This is a genomic window from Embleya sp. NPDC020630 (genome assembly GCF_044334985.1).
In the GTDB taxonomy this organism is placed as follows: domain Bacteria; phylum Actinomycetota; class Actinomycetes; order Streptomycetales; family Streptomycetaceae; genus Embleya.
In genome coordinates this window covers 418,013-434,255 of record NZ_JBIRUB010000001.1, presented here as the reverse complement: position 1 = coordinate 434,255, position 16,243 = coordinate 418,013, and the positions used below count along the sequence as shown (strand labels likewise).

General features: G+C 72.3%; 19 protein-coding genes. 14 read left to right on the top strand and 5 right to left on the bottom strand.

What is annotated here, in order from left to right; translation table 11 throughout:
* The first annotated feature begins 136 nt into the window (after positions 1-136).
* From ACH4XV_RS01815 to ACH4XV_RS01790, 6 genes are all read left to right on the top strand, one after another.
* Positions 137-394, top strand: coding sequence for a thiamine-binding protein (locus ACH4XV_RS01815; RefSeq protein ID WP_395786124.1), 258 nt, complete (start codon positions 137-139; stop codon positions 392-394).
* A complete protein-coding gene (locus ACH4XV_RS01810; RefSeq protein ID WP_395786122.1) occupies positions 391-753 on the top strand; it encodes a helix-turn-helix domain-containing protein in 363 nt (120 codons plus the stop codon). The genes ACH4XV_RS01815 and ACH4XV_RS01810 overlap by 4 nt, the downstream gene beginning before the upstream one ends.
* Positions 754-912: 159 nt before the next feature.
* Complete coding sequence (gene uraD / locus ACH4XV_RS01805; RefSeq protein WP_395786120.1) at positions 913-1,410, top strand: 2-oxo-4-hydroxy-4-carboxy-5-ureidoimidazoline decarboxylase; 498 nt, start codon at positions 913-915, stop codon at positions 1,408-1,410.
* Complete coding sequence (gene uraH, locus ACH4XV_RS01800; protein WP_395786118.1) at positions 1,407-1,748, top strand: hydroxyisourate hydrolase; 342 nt, start codon at positions 1,407-1,409, stop codon at positions 1,746-1,748. Before uraD ends, uraH begins: the two co-directional genes overlap by 4 nt.
* Positions 1,749-1,752: 4 nt before the next feature.
* Entirely contained in the window at positions 1,753-2,667 is a 915-nt protein-coding gene (gene pucL / locus ACH4XV_RS01795; protein ID WP_395786116.1) for a factor-independent urate hydroxylase, read from the top strand.
* Between the two features lie 34 nt (positions 2,668-2,701).
* Entirely contained in the window at positions 2,702-4,090 is a 1,389-nt protein-coding gene (locus tag ACH4XV_RS01790; protein WP_395786114.1) for an 8-oxoguanine deaminase, read from the top strand.
* 20 nt (positions 4,091-4,110) lie between these two features.
* Here ACH4XV_RS01790 and ACH4XV_RS01785 read toward each other — a convergent pair whose 3' ends face one another.
* The 3 genes from ACH4XV_RS01785 to aceB form a co-directional block, all read right to left on the bottom strand.
* Complete coding sequence (locus tag ACH4XV_RS01785) at positions 4,111-4,461, bottom strand: hypothetical protein (protein ID WP_395786112.1); 351 nt, start codon at positions 4,459-4,461, stop codon at positions 4,111-4,113.
* Positions 4,462-4,486: 25 nt separating this feature from the next.
* Complete coding sequence (locus ACH4XV_RS01780) at positions 4,487-4,876, bottom strand: gamma-glutamylcyclotransferase (RefSeq protein ID WP_395786110.1); 390 nt, start codon at positions 4,874-4,876, stop codon at positions 4,487-4,489.
* A gap of 140 nt (positions 4,877-5,016) precedes the next feature.
* The gene (gene aceB, locus ACH4XV_RS01775; RefSeq protein ID WP_395786108.1) at positions 5,017-6,636 is read right to left on the bottom strand and encodes a malate synthase A; all 1,620 of its coding nucleotides are present in this window, start codon (positions 6,634-6,636) and stop codon (positions 5,017-5,019) included.
* Positions 6,637-6,766: 130 nt separating this feature from the next.
* On the opposite strand from aceB, the gene ACH4XV_RS01770 reads away from it, so the two are divergent.
* A complete protein-coding gene (locus ACH4XV_RS01770; RefSeq protein ID WP_395786106.1) occupies positions 6,767-7,570 on the top strand; it encodes an IclR family transcriptional regulator in 804 nt (267 codons plus the stop codon).
* A 27-nt stretch (positions 7,571-7,597) separates the two neighbouring features.
* On the opposite strand, the gene ACH4XV_RS01765 is transcribed toward ACH4XV_RS01770, so the two are convergent.
* Complete coding sequence (locus ACH4XV_RS01765) at positions 7,598-8,800, bottom strand: TetR/AcrR family transcriptional regulator (RefSeq protein ID WP_395786104.1); 1,203 nt, start codon at positions 8,798-8,800, stop codon at positions 7,598-7,600.
* A gap of 137 nt (positions 8,801-8,937) precedes the next feature.
* Here ACH4XV_RS01765 and ACH4XV_RS01760 point away from each other — a divergent pair, with 137 nt between their 5' ends.
* On the top strand, positions 8,938-9,717 hold the full coding sequence (locus ACH4XV_RS01760) for an SDR family NAD(P)-dependent oxidoreductase (RefSeq protein ID WP_395786102.1): 780 nt from the start codon (positions 8,938-8,940) through the stop codon (positions 9,715-9,717).
* A gap of 183 nt (positions 9,718-9,900) precedes the next feature.
* Here ACH4XV_RS01760 and ACH4XV_RS01755 read toward each other — a convergent pair whose 3' ends face one another.
* Positions 9,901-10,071, bottom strand: coding sequence for a hypothetical protein (locus ACH4XV_RS01755; protein ID WP_395786100.1), 171 nt, complete (start codon positions 10,069-10,071; stop codon positions 9,901-9,903).
* Between the two features lie 139 nt (positions 10,072-10,210).
* Between ACH4XV_RS01755 and ACH4XV_RS01750 the strand changes: the two genes are divergently transcribed.
* The 6 genes from ACH4XV_RS01750 (at position 10,211) to ACH4XV_RS01725 (ending at position 16,122) form a co-directional block, all read left to right on the top strand.
* A complete protein-coding gene (locus tag ACH4XV_RS01750) occupies positions 10,211-11,239 on the top strand; it encodes a glycerophosphodiester phosphodiesterase (RefSeq protein ID WP_395786098.1) in 1,029 nt (342 codons plus the stop codon).
* Positions 11,240-11,377: 138 nt separating this feature from the next.
* Positions 11,378-12,526, top strand: coding sequence for an NAD(P)/FAD-dependent oxidoreductase (locus tag ACH4XV_RS01745; RefSeq protein WP_395786096.1), 1,149 nt, complete (start codon positions 11,378-11,380; stop codon positions 12,524-12,526).
* Entirely contained in the window at positions 12,523-12,810 is a 288-nt protein-coding gene (locus ACH4XV_RS01740; RefSeq protein ID WP_395786094.1) for a (2Fe-2S)-binding protein, read from the top strand. The genes ACH4XV_RS01745 and ACH4XV_RS01740 overlap by 4 nt, the downstream gene beginning before the upstream one ends.
* Positions 12,807-14,183 carry an NAD(P)/FAD-dependent oxidoreductase gene (locus tag ACH4XV_RS01735; protein WP_395786092.1) on the top strand — a complete coding sequence of 459 codons (1,377 nt, stop codon included), beginning with the start codon at positions 12,807-12,809 and terminating at the stop codon, positions 14,181-14,183. Before ACH4XV_RS01740 ends, ACH4XV_RS01735 begins: the two co-directional genes overlap by 4 nt.
* The gene (locus tag ACH4XV_RS01730; RefSeq protein WP_395786090.1) at positions 14,180-15,121 is read left to right on the top strand and encodes a dihydrodipicolinate synthase family protein; all 942 of its coding nucleotides are present in this window, start codon (positions 14,180-14,182) and stop codon (positions 15,119-15,121) included. The genes ACH4XV_RS01735 and ACH4XV_RS01730 overlap by 4 nt, the downstream gene beginning before the upstream one ends.
* On the top strand, positions 15,121-16,122 hold the full coding sequence (locus tag ACH4XV_RS01725; protein WP_395786088.1) for a proline racemase family protein: 1,002 nt from the start codon (positions 15,121-15,123) through the stop codon (positions 16,120-16,122). The genes ACH4XV_RS01730 and ACH4XV_RS01725 overlap by 1 nt, the downstream gene beginning before the upstream one ends.
* The last annotated feature ends 121 nt before the right edge of the window (positions 16,123-16,243 follow it).

The window sequence follows — 16,243 nt, the reverse complement described above, 5'->3', positions numbered from 1 at the left end:
CACCTCTTCCACGTCGATTCCATAATGCGGAAGTAATATTCCGCTCATCGAAATCATGTCACGCGGCTTCAACAGTTTGTCAAGGGTGGGTGCACGGCAGCCCGGGATCGGCCCGGCCAGGGACTAGGGTTCGGGCGTGCGATTGCGGATGGAGTTCTCGACCGAGCCGTTCGATCTGGACGGCGTGCCGGCCCATGCCCTGGAGGCCCGACGCGTGCTCGACGACGCGGGTCTCGACGTGGAGGTCGGCCCGTTCGGTACGACCGCCGAGGGCGAGGCCGAGGTGGTCCTCGCGGCGCTGGACCGGGTGTGCCGAGGCGCGTTCGGGGTCGGCGCGTCCCGCATCTCGATCCAGGTGACGACCGTGCCGCAGACACCGGGAGGCCGGGCGTGAGCGCCGCCGAACATCCCCTGTCCGCCGCGATCAAGCCCCTGGTGACCGCGATCGGCGCCGAGTTCGTCCCGGTCGGCGACGCCGGCCCCGAGGACGTCGTGCTCGACTGGGAGGGCCGCCCCGCCGTCGCCGTACGCCTGCCCGGCCTCGGCAGCGCCCTGGACCGCCTCCTGGGCGAGGCCGAACGCCAATACGGCCCGCTGGCCGACCTCGGGCGCGAGGACAAGCAGCGGGTGGTCCGCGCCCTCGAACAACGCGGCGCGTTCACCATCCGCCACGGCGTCGAGACGGTGGCCGCGGCCCTCGGAGTGAGCCGCTTCACCGTCTACAACTACCTGAACCGCGACACGCGCCCCTGAACCGAGGCCCCACGATCGCTCCGATGACGCACTTCAACAAACTGTTGACGATCGGGATTCGCAACGCCTAGCGTTCCGGCCAGTGCCGCCGCCGGGTACTCGCTCGGGCGTGGTGCTCACCTCTGGACGGGAGTACCCGCGGAGCGAGGAGGTCTCGACATGCCATCGACCCCAGGGCTGAAACGGCTCGACGACGCGTCCACCGACGAGGGGATCCGACTGCTCGGGCAGGTATGCGCCAGTCGGGCCTGGATCGCGGCGGTGCTGGCCGGACGCCCCTACCCGGACCCGGACGCGCTGTTCGCCGGCTCCGACGCGGCGACCGCCGCTCTCACCACCGACGATCTGCTGGAGGCGATCGACGGACACGCCGTGATCGGGCGCCCCCGGCACGACGATCCGCAGTCGACCCGCGAACAGGCGGGCGTACGGCAGGCGGACGACACACTGGCGGCCGACCTGCGGGCCGGGAACATCGCGTACCGGGACCGGTTCGGGCGGGTCTTCCTGATCTGCGCGAGCGGGCGCGGAGCCGCGGAGATCCTGGCCGAACTGCGCCACCGACTCGACAACGACCCGGCGACCGAGTGGGAGGTCACCCGCGAGGAGTTGCGGAAGATCAACCGCCTGCGCCTGGAAGGGCTGATCCGCGCGTGATCTCCACCCACATCCTCGACACCAGCGAGGGCCGCCCGGCCTCCGACGTCCCCGTCGAGTTGTCCAGGCGCACCGCCGACGGCACCTGGATCGTACTCGGCACGTCCGCGACGGACGCCGACGGCCGCTGCCCGGACCTGCCGGCGCTCGGCGTCGACCCGGCCGCCGGCCCCGTCGACGTGCGCCTGGTCTTCGACGTCGGCGCCTACCGGCGCGCCCGCGGCGAGACGCCGTTCTTCCCGGAGGTCCGGGTGGTCTTCACCGCCGACCCCGAAACGCGCTACCACGTACCGCTCTTGCTCAACCCGTACGGATACTCCGTTTATCGAGGGAGCTGACGACATGCCGATGGTGCTCGGGCAGAACCAGTACGGAAAGGCGGAGACCCGCGTCGTCCGGGTCCGCCGCGACACCGAGCGGCACGAGGTCAAGGACCTCAACGTCGGCGTCGCGCTGTCGGGCGACCTGTCCGACACCCACCTGACCGGCGGCAACGACAAGGTGCTGCCGACGGACACGATGAAGAACACCGTGTTCGCCTTCGCCCGCGAACACGGCATCGACTCCGCCGAGGCATACGGGATACGCCTGGCCCGGCACTTCGTCGAATCGCAGCCGTCGATCACCCGGGCCCGGATCCGGATCGAGGAATACCCGTGGAACCGGATCACCTCGGCCTCGGGACGCGATCGCTTCGTCGGCGCGGACGAGATCCGCCACTCGTTCGTCCGCGACGCGAGCGAGACCCGCACCACCGAGATCGTCTGGGAGCACGGACGGGCGCAGGTGGTCTCCGGACTGAAGGACCTGGTCGTGATGAACACGACCGCCTCCGAATTCCGGGGCTACATCAAGGACCGCTACACCACCCTCCAGGAGGCGTACGACCGCATCCTGGCCACCAAGGTCAGCGCCCGCTGGCGGTTCTCCTTCGACGCCACCGCCGGCGCGAGCGAACCGGACTGGGAACGCTCGTACACGCGGGTGCGCCGGCATCTGCTGGAAGCGTTCGCCGAGACCTACTCCCACTCGCTCCAGCAGAGCCTGTACGCGATGGCGGACCGGGTATTGACCCATCGGCACGAGGTGGACGAGGTCCGCCTGTCGCTGCCGAACAAGCACCACTTCCTGGTCGACATGGAGCAGATGGGCATCAAGAACGACAAGGAGGTGTACTACGCCGCCGATCGGCCCTACGGTCTGATCGAGGGCACGGTGCACCGCGAGGGTGTCACGCCACTGATCCCGGTGGACTGAACCCACCGACACCGCTGCCGCAAAGGGACCGCCGATGTCTGTCGACAACTCCACCGGCTCCACCGCCCCCGGGCGCATCGTGATCGAGAACTGCGCGATCGCCACCGTCGACGCCGGGGACACCGAGTACGACTGTGGCCACGTCGTGGTCGCCGGCAATCGCATCGAGGCGGTCGGCGCCGGGCCCGCCCCCGCCGGCCTGGAACGGGTGGTGCGCCGCATCGACGGGACCGGGCACCTGGTCACCCCGGGCCTGGTCAACACCCACCACCACTTCTATCAATGGATCACGCGCGGCTTCGCGCAGGAGTGCAACCTCTTCGACTGGCTCGTCACGCTCTACCCCGTCTGGGCCGGGATCGACGACGAGATGTGCTACGCCGCGGCGCAGGGTTCGGCCGCCGCGCTGCTGCGTTCGGGCTGCACCACCTCCACCGACCACGCCTACGTCTTCCCCAAGGACGGCGGCGACATCCTGGGCGCGGAGATCCGCGCACTGGCCGAGTTGGGCATGCGGTTCCAACCCACCCGGGGGTCGATGGACCTGGGCACTTCGCAGGGGGGACTACCGCCGGACGCGTGTGTCGAGGACACCGACGCGGCGCTCGCCGCGACGGCCGAGGCGATCGACCGCTGGCACGACGCCTCCTTCGACGCGATGGTCCGGGTCACCGCCGCACCCTGCTCGCCGTTCTCCGTGACCCCCGAACTGCTGCGCGGAGCAGCCGAGTTGGCCCGCACCAAGGGGGTTCGGCTGCACACCCACGGCGCCGAGACGGTGGAGGAGGAGGCGTTTTGCCGGGAACGATTCGGCATGGGGCCAACCGACTACCTGGAGAGCCTGGGCTGGTTGGGCGAGGACGTGTGGATGGCGCACTGCATCCACATGGACGACTCGGACATCGCCAAGTTCGCCGGCACCGGCACCGGCGTGGCGCACTGCCCCTCCTCCAACGCCCGGATCGCGGCGGGTATCGCCCGGGTGCCGGACATGCTGGCCGCCGGCGTCCCGGTGGGCCTCGGCGTGGACGGCGCCGCCTCCAACGAGTCGGGGGAACTGGGTACCGAGCTGCGCAACGCGCTGCTGATCGCCCGACTGCGCGGCGGACCGGGCGCGTTGACGGTCCGTCAGGCGCTGCGCCTGGGCACCGCGGGCGGCGCGAAGGTGCTCGGCCGGGAGCACGAGATCGGCTCCCTGGAACCGGGCAAGCTCGCCGACCTGGCCGTGTGGCGGGTGGACGACGTGCTGCACTCGGGCATCGCCGACCCGGTGGCCGCGCTGGTCCTGGGCGCCGCCGCCCCGCTGACCCTGCTGCTCGTGAACGGCCGCGAGGTGGTGGAGCACGGTCACCTGTCCCGGGTGGACGAGGAGGAGATCGCCCGCAACGTGAGCCGAGCGGCGGCCCGACTGCGCGCGAAGTAGCGCCCCGCGGCGGGCGGGGGTCAGTCCCGGGCCGCCGCCTTGGCCACCAGCGCCAGCGGTACCGTCGCGCACTGCGTCGCGGACGCCACCGTCATGGTCCGCACCCCGGTCCGCCCGGCGATGTCCACCAGCCGGGCCGCGTCGCACACGAAGGGCCGGGCGTGCGGGACGTCCCGGGCGCAGGTGGCCGCGTCGACGAAGGCCGCCAACCACGGCTTGCCGTCCTGCCCGTGGATGAAGACCACCGATTCGGTGTCGTCGATCGCCACCACCACCCCGCCGGCCACGATCGCGGCGAGCAGGTCGGCGGGGTCGATCTCCCCGTCGGTGTCCTCCAGGACGGCGGCCAGGGCGGCGTTCTCGGCAGTCATGCCGTGATCATATGGGCGCCGGCGGCTACGCCTCGCGCCCGAGCGTGCGCAGGTACGCCCGCCACCCGCCGAACTCGGTGATCTCCTTGTGCCGGCCGCACTCCGACTCGCCACGGCGCAGGATCATCGAAAAACAGGCCGAGCCGTCCTCCAGCTTGATGATCCCGAACTCCAACTCCGGCGGTTCGGTCGGCAGCAGGTTGTCCCGCAACACCTCGTCGGGGACCTCGTACACCTCGCCCGCGATCCGCGCCTCGCTCGTCGGGTCGGGCAGCAGTCCCGGGCAGCGGTCGCCGATCGAGAAGAAGCGGTATCCGGGGGCGGTGCGGGTCCGGGCGACCAGCGGCGCGCCCTCCAGGTGGTGGTGGAACGGGCCACCCTCCATCGCCTGACCATTGAGGAACATGCGGGCCATCGGCTGTCTCCTGTTCGAAATCGGCAGGGGTGCGGGGGAGGGTGCGGAACGGCCGGGCCCGTCCGATCGGACGCGCCCCACGACCGCCGGGATGGACCCGGCCGTTCCGCGCATGTGGGCAGATACACGAACGGCTCGACTCAGTCGAGGAGTTCGCATCCCGGCAGGGTGAGGAAGTCGACGAACTCCTCGGCGAGGGCGACCCGCAGGAACAGGTCGCGCGCGTCCGTCCAACGGCCCGCGTCGAAGTTCTGATCGCCCAAGTCCTCGCGCAGCGCGCCCAGTTCTTCGACGACCAGGCGGCGGACCAGGTCCGCGGTGACCTTCTCGCCGGTGTCCGAGAGCACCACGCCGTTGTTGATCCACTGCCACACCTGGGAGCGGGAGATCTCCGCGGTGGCGACGTCCTCCATCAGGCCGAACACGGCGACCGCGCCGTATCCGCGCAGCCACGCCTCCAGATAGCGCAGCCCCACCCCGACCGCGCCGTGCAGCCCGGCGCCGGTCGGCGAGCCCTGGGCGGAGGCCACGTCGAGCAGCTGATCCGCCGTCACCTCGACCTCGTCGCGGGTACGTTCGAGCTGGTTCGGCCGATCGCCGAGCACCGCGTCGAACGCCTCGCGGCACACCGGGACCAGGTCCGGGTGGGCCACCCACGACCCGTCGAAGCCGTCCGCGGCCTCACGGTCCTTGTCGTCGCGCACCTTCGCCAGCGCCGCCGCGTTGGCCGTCGCGTCCCGGCGGGAGGGGATCACCGCCGCCATCCCGCCGATGGCGTGCGCGCCGCGCCGGTGGCAGGTGCGCACGAGCAGTTCGGTGTACGCGCGCATGAACGGCGCGGTCATGGTGACCGCGTTGCGGTCGGGGAGCACGAACGCCTCGCCCGCGTCCCGGAAGTTCTTCACGATGCTGAACAGGTAGTCCCACCGGCCGGCGTTCAACCCCGAGGCGTGCTCGCGCAGTTCGTACAGGATCTCGTCCATCTCGAACGCGGCGGTGACCGTCTCGATCAGCACGGTGGCCCGGATCGTGCCGCGCGGGATGTCGAGCAGGTCCTGCGCGTGCAGGAACACGTCGTTCCACAACCGGGCTTCGAGCCGGCTCTCGATCTTGGGCAGGTAGAAGTACGGTCCCAGGCCCCGGTCGAGCAGCCGGGCCGCGTTGTGGAAGAAGTACAGCCCGAAGTCGACCAGCGCGCCGGACGCCGGCGCGCCGTCGACCAGGATGTGCCGCTCGTCCAGGTGCCATCCGCGCGGGCGCATCACCACGGTGGCCAGTTCGTCGTCCGGGCGCAGCCGGTAGCTCTTGCCCTCGGCGGTGGAGAAGTCGATCCGCCGGTCGTAGGCGTCGATCAGGTTGAGCTGGTGCGCCACCACGTTGTGCCAGGTGGGCGCGGAGGCGTCCTCGAAGTCGGCGAGCCAGATCCGGGCCCCGGAGTTGAGCGCGTTGATCGTCATCTTGCGGTCGGCCGGTCCGGTGATCTCGACCCGGCGGTCGCGCAGCGCGGGCGGCGCCTCGGCGACGCGCCAGTCGGCGGCGCGCACGTCGGCGGTCTCCTGGAGGAAGTCGAGCCGGCCGGTGCGGGCGATCTCCGCGCGCCGGGCCCGTCGCCGGTCGAGCAGTTCGAGGCGGCGACCGCCGAACCGGCGCTGTAGCGCGGCCACGAAGCGCAGCGCCTCGGGGCCGAGCACTTCGTCCGCCCGCGGCACGGAGCCGCCGGTCGCGCCGCCGTGCTTGACCACGATGGTCGGTGCACTCATGGGTGGCTCTCCTTCGCCGTCGACGTTCTTTTGTAGAGTGGACATTAGTTTCCGGGAAACGGAAGTTCAACAACGTGTTGAACTCAGTGTCGACGAATCTCGTCGAACCGAGTCGTGTGGAGGATCGTCGGTGGCCGCAGGCAAGACAGGCAGCAACGGCACGGGCGGCGGCGTCCAGTCCCTGGAACGTGCGTTCGACCTCCTCGAACTGCTCGCCGACGCCGGCGGGGTGCTGACGCTCAGCGAACTCGCCGCGCGTTCAGGATTGCCCATGCCCACGATCCACCGCCTGGTACGCACCCTCGTGTCGCTGGGTTATCTGCGCCAGGACGCGTCGCGCCGCTACACCCTGGGCCCGCGGCTGATCCGGCTGGGCGAGACCGCGGGCCGCCTGCTCGGCAGCTGGGCCCGGCCGTATCTGGCCGAGCTGATGGAGGCCACCGGCGAGACCGCCAACCTCGCGGTCCTGGAGGCGGGCGAGGTGGTCTACGTCGGCCAGGTGCCCAGCCGGCACTCGATGCGGATGTTCACCGAGGTCGGCCGCCGGGTGCAACCGCACTGCACCGCGGTGGGCAAGGTGCTGCTCGCCCAACTGCCCGAGGCAGACGCGGCACGGCTGCTCGGCGGTCGCCCGCTGGCCTCGCACACCGAGCACACGGTCACCGATCCCGCCGAACTGCTGGCCCAGTTCCCGACGATCCGGGCCCGGGGCTACGCGATCGACGACCAGGAGCAGGAACTCGGCGTGCGCTGCGTGGCGGTGGTGGTACCGGGCGCGCCGACCGCGACCGCGCTGTCCATCTCCGGCCCCGAGGCGCGCATCCGGGCGATGGAGGAGGGCTGGATGACCGGCCGGATGCAGGAGATCGCCGTCCGCCTGGGCCGACGCCTCGGCGGCACCGACCCGCTCCCGGAGCCCCTGGCCGCCGACTGAACCACCCGCACCACCCGCCGAGCGGGGTCAGGCCGGCGTCAGACCGAGCACGGCGCCGGCCACCACCGTCAGGGTCGGCGCCACGCCGTCGGTGTCGCGCAGATGCCGCACCCGGGCCACGTCGTTGATCGCGCTCAGCGCCGCGTGTACTCGGATCCGCGCCTCGGCGGCGCCGTACTCCGGCCGGACCGCGCACAACAACTGGGTCCACTCCATGAGGTAGTCCACCCGCGCCTGCCGGGCCCGATGCCGCGCCTGCGTCGGCAGGTGCGAAACCTCCGCGACCAACAACTGCACCAGGTCGTTGCGGTCGAGGGAGAAGCGCACATACGACCGCAGCAGTACGCGCAGCGCCGTCTCGGCGTCGTCAGCGCCCGCGAGCGCGCGCGTCATGTCCATCGAAAGCCACTCCAGGCCCCGGGTCACCGCGGCGCACAGCAGGTCGGCCTTGCTCTCGAAGTGGTTGTACACACTGGGGCCGGCGATCCCGGCGGCGGCGCCGATGTCCTCGATGGCCACCCCCGCGTAGCCCTGCTCGGCGAACATCCGCACCGCCGCGCCGAGCAGCGCCTCGCGCCGCGAGCGCAGCCCGATCCCGGCCGGCGCCGGGGCCTCGGCGATCGGCCCCAGCACCGCCGGATCCGCGGTGACCGCCGCCCGACACAGGTCCACCAGGAGGCGGACGTACTCCGGACGGGGCAGGTCGATCCGGTGGAAGGACGGGCTGAGCAGCACCCCCAGGCCGCTGCGGGCCAGCACCTCGCCCTGCCCGGTGGACAGTTGCGGGCGGGCCTTGCGGATCAGCGCGGTGACCACGGCGGTGACCGCGCGCACCTCGCGGCGTACCTCGGCGCGTTCCTCCGGCGGCAACAACCGGCCCTCGCGCTGCCACAACACGCCCACCTCGCGGTGGTCGAGGGTGGCCGAGACCACCGCGCGCAGCACGGTGTCCGGGTCGTCCACGGCGCTGCGGGCGAGCGCGTCGCGCACCGGCGCGATCCCGTCGAGCACCACCTGCAGGAGCAGGTGCTGTTTGCTGCGGAAGTGCCGGTACAGGGCGGAGGGGCCCATGCCCACCGCCTCGGCGATGTCGCTCATCGCCACGTCGGCGTAGCCCCGGCGGTAGAACAGGTCGGCCGCCGCGGCCAGGATCAGCTCGCGTCGATTGCGCGGCCGGGTCCCCCGGGCGGGCGGCACGAGTCCGCCGACCTTGCGCACCGCAGCCGCCATCGCGTACTTCCCTCCGGGATCCGCCCCCGCGCGCCATTGTTCCAGCCGGCCGCCGCCCGCGGCGGCCACGCACCGAACCGGCCCCGCCCCGATGAAGCAAACCGGGCCACCGCTCGCGATCACTAGGCTGCGGAGGCATGACGACCTCACTGATCACCGGTGCCACCGCAGGGCTCGGCGCCGCGTTCGCCCGGCGCCTCGCGCACGAGGGGCACGACCTCGTCCTGGTCGCGCGCGACCGCGAACGGTTGACCGAATGTGCCCGCGAACTGCGGGAGGAGCACGGCGTGTCGGTGCAGGTGCTGGCCGCCGACCTGTCGCTCGACGAGGGCATCGCCGCCGTCGAGGCCCGCCTGGCCGACCGTGAGGCGCCGGTGGACGTGCTGGTCAACAACGCCGGGTTCGGCAACAGGGGCGGCTTCCTCGACGTGCCCACCGCGGACGAGTTGCGCATGCTCAAGGTGCACTGCGAGGCGGTGCTGCGGCTGACCGCCGCCGCGTGCGAGGCGATGCGCGAGCGCGGGCGCGGCTGGGTGGTGAACGTGGCCTCGGTCGCCGCCTTCCTGCCGCGCGGCACGTACGGCGCGAGCAAGGCGTGGGTGGTGAGCTTCACCGAGGGCGCGGCCAAGGAACTCGCGGGCAGCGGAGTGCGGTTGATGGCGCTGTGTCCGGGCTTCGTGCGGACCGAGTTCCACCTGCGGGCCGGGATGGGCACGTCCAACATCCCCAACTGGATGTGGCTGGACGCCGATCGGGTGGTCGCCGCGGCGATCCGCGACCTGGCGGTGGGCAAGTCGGTCAGCGTGCCGGACCTGCGCTACAAGGCGGTGGTCGGCCTGGCCCGGCTCACCCCGCGCGCCCTGTTCGGCAACGTGTCCACGCGGACCGGCCGGGTGTACGGACCCACGCGCGGGTAGCGCCTGTCCGAGGTCGCGGCGCCCGCGCTCGGGGTGGGACACCGAGGACCCCGCCGACGGATGGTCGGCGGGGTCCTCGGGTGCGTCCGGGCGGGGCGGTGTGTCCGTCACGCCCCTCCCCCGGGTATCCGCGAAGTCTTCGGGTCGACACGCCGGGACCGTCGCCCCGGAGCGACCGGACGGTCAGCGACGACGGCCCTTGGGTCGGTCGCTCTTACCGCGCCGGGCGGCCTTGGGGGCTTCGAGCGTGTCGATCGCCTCGGTCGGGTGCGCCGGGGCGGACTCCACGCGCTCGGTGTCGGCGAGCATCGGGTTCTTGTTCTTCAGGTGCGGCTTCTGCTTCTGCTTGGCCATGACCGTTTCCTCCTGGAGAGAGCCGTTGGGCGGTCATCGACCACTCTCACACCGTTCATGACGGTACGCATGTCGAGGATCACACGCGGTCATCGAGGGGAATCGAATGGCGGCCCGACTTACCTTCTACGATGCCTGGATGCCCCTCGATCCACGCCGACGCCGGCACCGCCGCCGGGGATACCCCATGCGGCGGATCGGCGTCGCGCTCGCCATGGCCGGCATCGCCGTCGGCGCCGTCCAGTGCGCCGAGCCCGCCCTGGTGCACAAGGACGGCACAACGGCGTCCGCGGGCGGTGTGTCGACGACCACCGAGCCGCCCCAGCCGGCCGCGATGCGCCCATCCTGGGACGACACCGGCGCGCCGAACGGCTCCTCGGCGATCGACGGTCGCCGGTACATGCGATCCGCCGGCGACCGGGTGACCGTGTTCGCGCACCGCGGCGCGCCGACGCTGGCCCCGGAGAACACGCTGCCCTCCGACGAGGCGGCCCGCCATTCCGGGGCGGACTGGATCGAGAACGACGTGCAGCCGAGCCGGGACGGCGTGCCGCACATCATGCACGACGAGACGGTGGATCGAACCACCGACGGACACGGGCGCATTCGCGATCTGACCTCGGCCCAGCTGGCCGGGCTGGATGCCGGGAAGTGGTTTCGGCCGGAGTTCGCCGGCACGAAGGTGATGACCCTGCGCGGACAACTCGCGGACCTGCGCTCCCGGGGCGGGCGCCTGCTCCTGGAGATCAAGAACCCGCAGACCCGGGAGGAGATCGCCCGCATCGTCGACGAGGTGCGCCACAGCGGCATGTCGGACCGGGTGTTCGTACAGAGCTTCGATCGGGAGTCGTTGCGGATCACCCGCGATCTCGCCCCCGACCTGCCGCTCGGCCTGCTGGGCGACGCGGACGAGGCGGATCCGGTGGCACTGGCCCGGGAGTTGCGGCTGACCTCGTACAACCCCTCCTACTACCTGGTCGCCAAGCATCCCGACCTGGTCCGCCGACTGCACGCGGCCGGCGTCGCGGTGTTCGCGTGGACCCCCGACGACCCGAACGAGTGGTCGAAGCTGCACGACGCGGGGGTGGACGGAATCATCACCAACCGCAGCGCCGACCTGGTCGCGTGGAACGGGAAGCACACCCCCGGGAAGGGCGCCCGCCACTGAGCCGAGCCGGCGAACGGCCCGTGAACGGCCCGCGACCGACCCGAAACCCCGCTTTCGGACGGGTCGCGGGCCGTCCTGTCCACGGAACCGCGTCGACAAACCCTTTACCTTGTAAGGGCAATGTGACATTTTACTGACGTGAGCCAACTCCGTCCCAGTGATGTCGTCGTCATCGGCGCGGGCGTGGTGGGTGCCGCGTGCGCCCACTTCGCCGCGCGCGCGGGCCTGTCCGTCACCGTGCTCGACCGGGGTCCGGTCGCGGGCGGGACCACCGGCGCGGGTGAGGGAAACCTCCTCGTCTCGGACAAGGAGCCCGGCCCGGAACTCGCGCTGGCCCTGCTCTCGCTCCGCCTGTGGGCCGAACTCGCGGAGCGCCGCGACGACTTCGAGTACGAGCCCAAGGGCGGCCTGATCGTCGCCCGGACCGAGGCCGAGGCCGCCGCGATGGCGGCGACGGCGGCGGCCCAGCGCGCCTGCGAGGTCACCGCGCACGCGGTCGACGCCGCGCGCCTGCCCGACTACGAGCCGCACCTGTCCCGCGCCGTCGTGGCCGGCACCCACTATCCCCAGGACGCCCAGGTACAGCCGGCCCTGGCCACCGCCTCGATGTTGCGCGCCGACGGCATCCGGCTGCACACCGGGGTGAGCGTCACCGGCTTCCTGCGCGGGGCCGACGAGCGGGTGGTGGGCGTGCGGACCTCGCACGGCGACGTGGCCGCCGGCGCGGTGGTCAACGCCGCCGGCACCTGGTCCGGCGAGGTGGCCGCGCTCGCCGGGATCACCCTGCCGATCCTGCCGCGCCGGGGCTTCGTGCTGGTCACCGAGCCGCTGCCGCCGATCGTGCGGCACAAGGTGTACGCGGCGGCCTATGCCGGGGACGTGGCCAGCGACGAGGCGGACCTCGCCTCCTCGGCGGTGATCGAGGGCACCCCGGCCGGGACCGTCCTGATCGGCGCCAGCCGGGAGCGGGTGGACTTCGACCCCTCGTTCTCGGTGCCGGTGTTGCGCCGACTGGCCGCGCAGGCGATCGAGTTGTTCCCGGTCCTGGCCGGCGCCTCGGTGCTGCGCGCCTATCGGGGCTTTCGGCCGTACTGTCCGGACCACCTGCCGGTCGTCGGCCCGGATCCGCGCGCGCCCGGCCTGCTGCACGCGTGCGGTCACGAGGGCGCCGGCGTGGGTCTGGCCCCCGCCACCGGCCTGCTGATCGCCCGCACGCTGACCGGGGAGCGCCCCGATGTCGACCTCGCCCCGTTCGCCCCGAACCGCTTCGCGGAGGTAGCCGCGTGACCGACGAAACCGGCCCCGCCCCCCTCGACCGCTCCGGCGACGCCGGCTTCCACCTGACCGTGGACGGCCGCCGCATCCCGGTCGAGCCCGGCCAGACGGTCGGCGCCGCGATGCTCGCCGCCGGGATCCGGTCCTGGCGCACCACCCGGTTCGCGGGCAGGCCGCGCGGCCTGTTCTGCGGCATAGGGGTGTGCTTCGACTGTCTGGTGACGGTGGACGGTACGCCGTCGCTGCGCGCCTGCCTGGTGACCGCGCGCCCCGATGACGAGGTGAGCACGTCATGAGCCACGAGATGGGCCAGGGAATGAACCACGAGAAGGGCCGCGACCCGGGTGGCCGCGACAATCTCCACGACCTCGTCGTCGTCGGCGCCGGGCCGGCCGGGCTCGCCGCCGCCGTCACCGCCGCCGGCTTCGGCCTGCGGGTCGCCATCCTGGACACGAACGCCCGGGCGGGCGGGCAGTATTACCGGCACCGTGCGGGCCGGCCGCCCGCGTGGGCGCCGCTCGCGCGCCTGCACACCGTCGAGCACCTGGCCGAACACCGGGTCTGGGCGGTCGAACGCGACGACGGCCACTTCACGGTGCATGCCGTGGCGGGCGAGCGCGACGGCGTCGCGGTGGCCGTGCGCGGCCGTCGGCTGCTCCTGGCCACCGGCGCCTACGACCGGCAACTGCCCTTCCCCGGCTGGGATCTGCCCGGAGTGTTCACCGCCGGCGGCGCGCAGGCCCTGCTCAAGGGCAACGGCGTCGCGCCCGGGCGGCGGGCGGTGGTGGCCGGTACCGGTCCGTTCCTGCTGCCGGTCGCCGTCGGGCTCGCCGACGCGGGTGTGCGGGTGCTCGCGGTGGTCGAGGCCTCGCGTCCCACGCCGCGGGCCGCCGCGCTCGCCCCGCACAGCCCGGCACGGGTGGTCGAGGCCGCGGGATATGCCGCCGCGTTGGCGCGGCGGCGCATCCCGTACCGCACCGGCCGGGCCGTGGTCGCCGCGCACGGCGACGGGGGCGTGCTGGGTTCGGTCACCGTGGCCCGGCTCGACGCGGACTGGCGGGTGCGGCCCGGGACGGGGGACGAACTGGCCTGCGACACCCTCGCGGTCGGCTACGGCTTCACCCCGCAGCTCGAACTCGCCGGCCAACTCGGCTGCGCGAGCACCCCCGACGGCTTCGTCGCGGTCGACTCCCGCCAGGCCACCGACCTGCCCGGGTTGTACGCCGCAGGCGAGAGCACCGGCATCGGCGGCGCCCAACTGTCCGAGGTGGAGGGCGAGTTGGCCGCATACGCGGTCGCGGGCCGGACGCCGCCGAAAGCGCTGCTGCGTCGGCGGGCGCGGCTCACCCGGTTCGCCGCCGGGCTGCGCGCGCTCTACCCGATCCGGTCGGGCTGGCCGTCGTGGTCCGACGAGGACACCCCGATCTGCCGCTGCGAGGAGGTGCCGCGCGGTCGGATCGCGGACGCGGCGCGGCAGGGCGCGGACGACGTACGCTCGATCAAGCTGCTCACCCGCGCGGGCATGGGCTGGTGTCAGGGCCGTATGTGCGCCGAGGCCACCGCGTGCGTGCTCTCCGACGTGTTGGGCCGGCCGATCGCCGCGCCCGCGCCCACCCGTCCGATCGCTGTCCCCATCCGTCTCGGAGATCTCGCCCAAGGAGCCTCATGAGCACTAGCCCGCACCTTCCCGCCCCGGAGCGCTCCGCCCCGCAGGACGGCGCCGACCGCAAGCCGTGGCACGGCGTCGTGGTGGCCACCGCCCTGCCGCTGCGCGAGGACCTGTCGGTGGACTTCGACGCGTACGCCGAACACGTGCGGTGGCTCGTGGACTCGGGCTGCGACGGGGTCTGTCCGAACGGCTCGCTGGGCGAGTACCAATCGCTCATCCCGGAGGAGCGCGCCCGCGTGGTGCGGGTCGCGGTCGACGCGGTGGGCGGCGACCGGGTGCTCCCGGGCGTGGCGGCGTACGGCGCGGCCGAGTCGCTGCGCTGGACCGAGCAGGCGGCCGAGGCGGGCGCCCGTGCGGTGATGCTGCTTCCGCCGAACTCCTATCGTGCGGACACCCGTACGGTGATGGACCACTACCGCACGGTGGCCCGGGCGGGGCTGCCGATCGTGGCCTACAACAACCCGTTCGACACGAAGGTCGACCTGACTCCCCGACTTCTCGCGGACCTGTACGAGGAAGGTCTCGTGGTCGGCGTCAAGGAGTTCACCGGGGACGTGCGCCGGGCCTACGAGGTTGCCGAACTCGCGCCGGGGCTCGACGTGTTGATCGGCAGCGACGACGTCACCCTGGAATTCGGGCTGGCCGGCGCGGTGGGTTGGATCGCGGGTTACGCCAACGTCTTCCCGCGCGCGAGCGTGGAGTTGTACCGCGCGGCCGTGCACGGCGACCCGCGCGCGGCGTTGCCGCTGTACCGCCTGCTGCACCCGCTGCTGCGGCTGGACGCGCGCACCGAGTTCGTGCAGTCGATCAAGTTGTCGATGGATCTGGCGGGCCTGCGCGGCGGGCCGTGCCGCGCGCCGCGGCTGCCGCTGTCGCCCGAACAGGAAGCCTTCGTCCGGGAATCCACCGAGAAGGCGCTCGCGGAGGGATTGAACTGATGCGTTCCCGACACGTCTACCACGCGGTCGACTCGCACACGGAGGGCATGCCCACTCGGGTGATCACCGGCGGCATCGGGGTGATCCCCGGCGCCACGATGGCCGAGCGGCGCAGCCACTTCATGGCCGAACTGGACCACATCCGCACGCTGTTGATGTACGAGCCGCGCGGGCACGGGGCGATGAGCGGGGCGATCCTGCAACCGCCGACGCGGCCGGACGCCGACTACGGCGTGTTGTTCATCGAGGTGTCGGGGTGTCTGCCGATGTGCGGACACGGCACCATCGGGGTGGCCACCGTCCTGGTCGAGACCGGCATGGTCGAGGTGGTCGAGCCGGTCACCACGGTCCGTCTGGACACCCCGGCCGGACTCGTGGTCGCCCTGGTCGAGGTCCGCGACGGCGCGGCCCGCTCGGTGACCCTGCGCAATGTGCCCGCGTACTCCCACGAGTTGGACGCGACGGTGGACGTGCCGGGGCTCGGCGCGGTCACCTACGACATGGCATATGGCGGCAACTTCTACGCGATCCTGCCGATCGAGAAGGTGGGCCTGCCGTTCGACCGGGCCGAGGGCACCCGCATCCTGGAGACCGGCCTCGCCATCATGGCGGCGATCAACGAGCAGGCCAGGCCGGTGCATCCGGAGCAGCCGGAGTTCGCGGGCTGCCACCACGTGCAGTTCCTCGCGCCGGGCTCGGACGCCGCGCTGTCGCGCAACGCGATGGCGATCCACCCCGGTTGGTTCGACCGCTCGCCGTGCGGCACCGGAACCAGCGCGCGGATGGCGCAGTTGGCGGCGCGGGGCGAGTTGACGGCGGGTCAAACGTTCGTCAACGAGTCGTTCATCGGGACCCGCTTCCGCGGTCGGATCGTCGCCGAGGCGGAGGTCGGCGGGCGCCCGGCGGTGGTGCCGGAGATCACCGGGCGGGCGTGGATCACCGCGACCGCGCAGTATCTGCTCGACCCGGAGGACCCGTTCCCGGCGGGGTTCCGGCTCTGAGGGGCGGGCGCGCGGTCGGTTCCGCCCGGTTCCCTGCTCACCCTCGGTGATCTTTCACACGCGCAGTCGCGATCCCGCCCCAGCGGTGACTGACCGTCAGTAACATGGCGGGAGGAGGCAC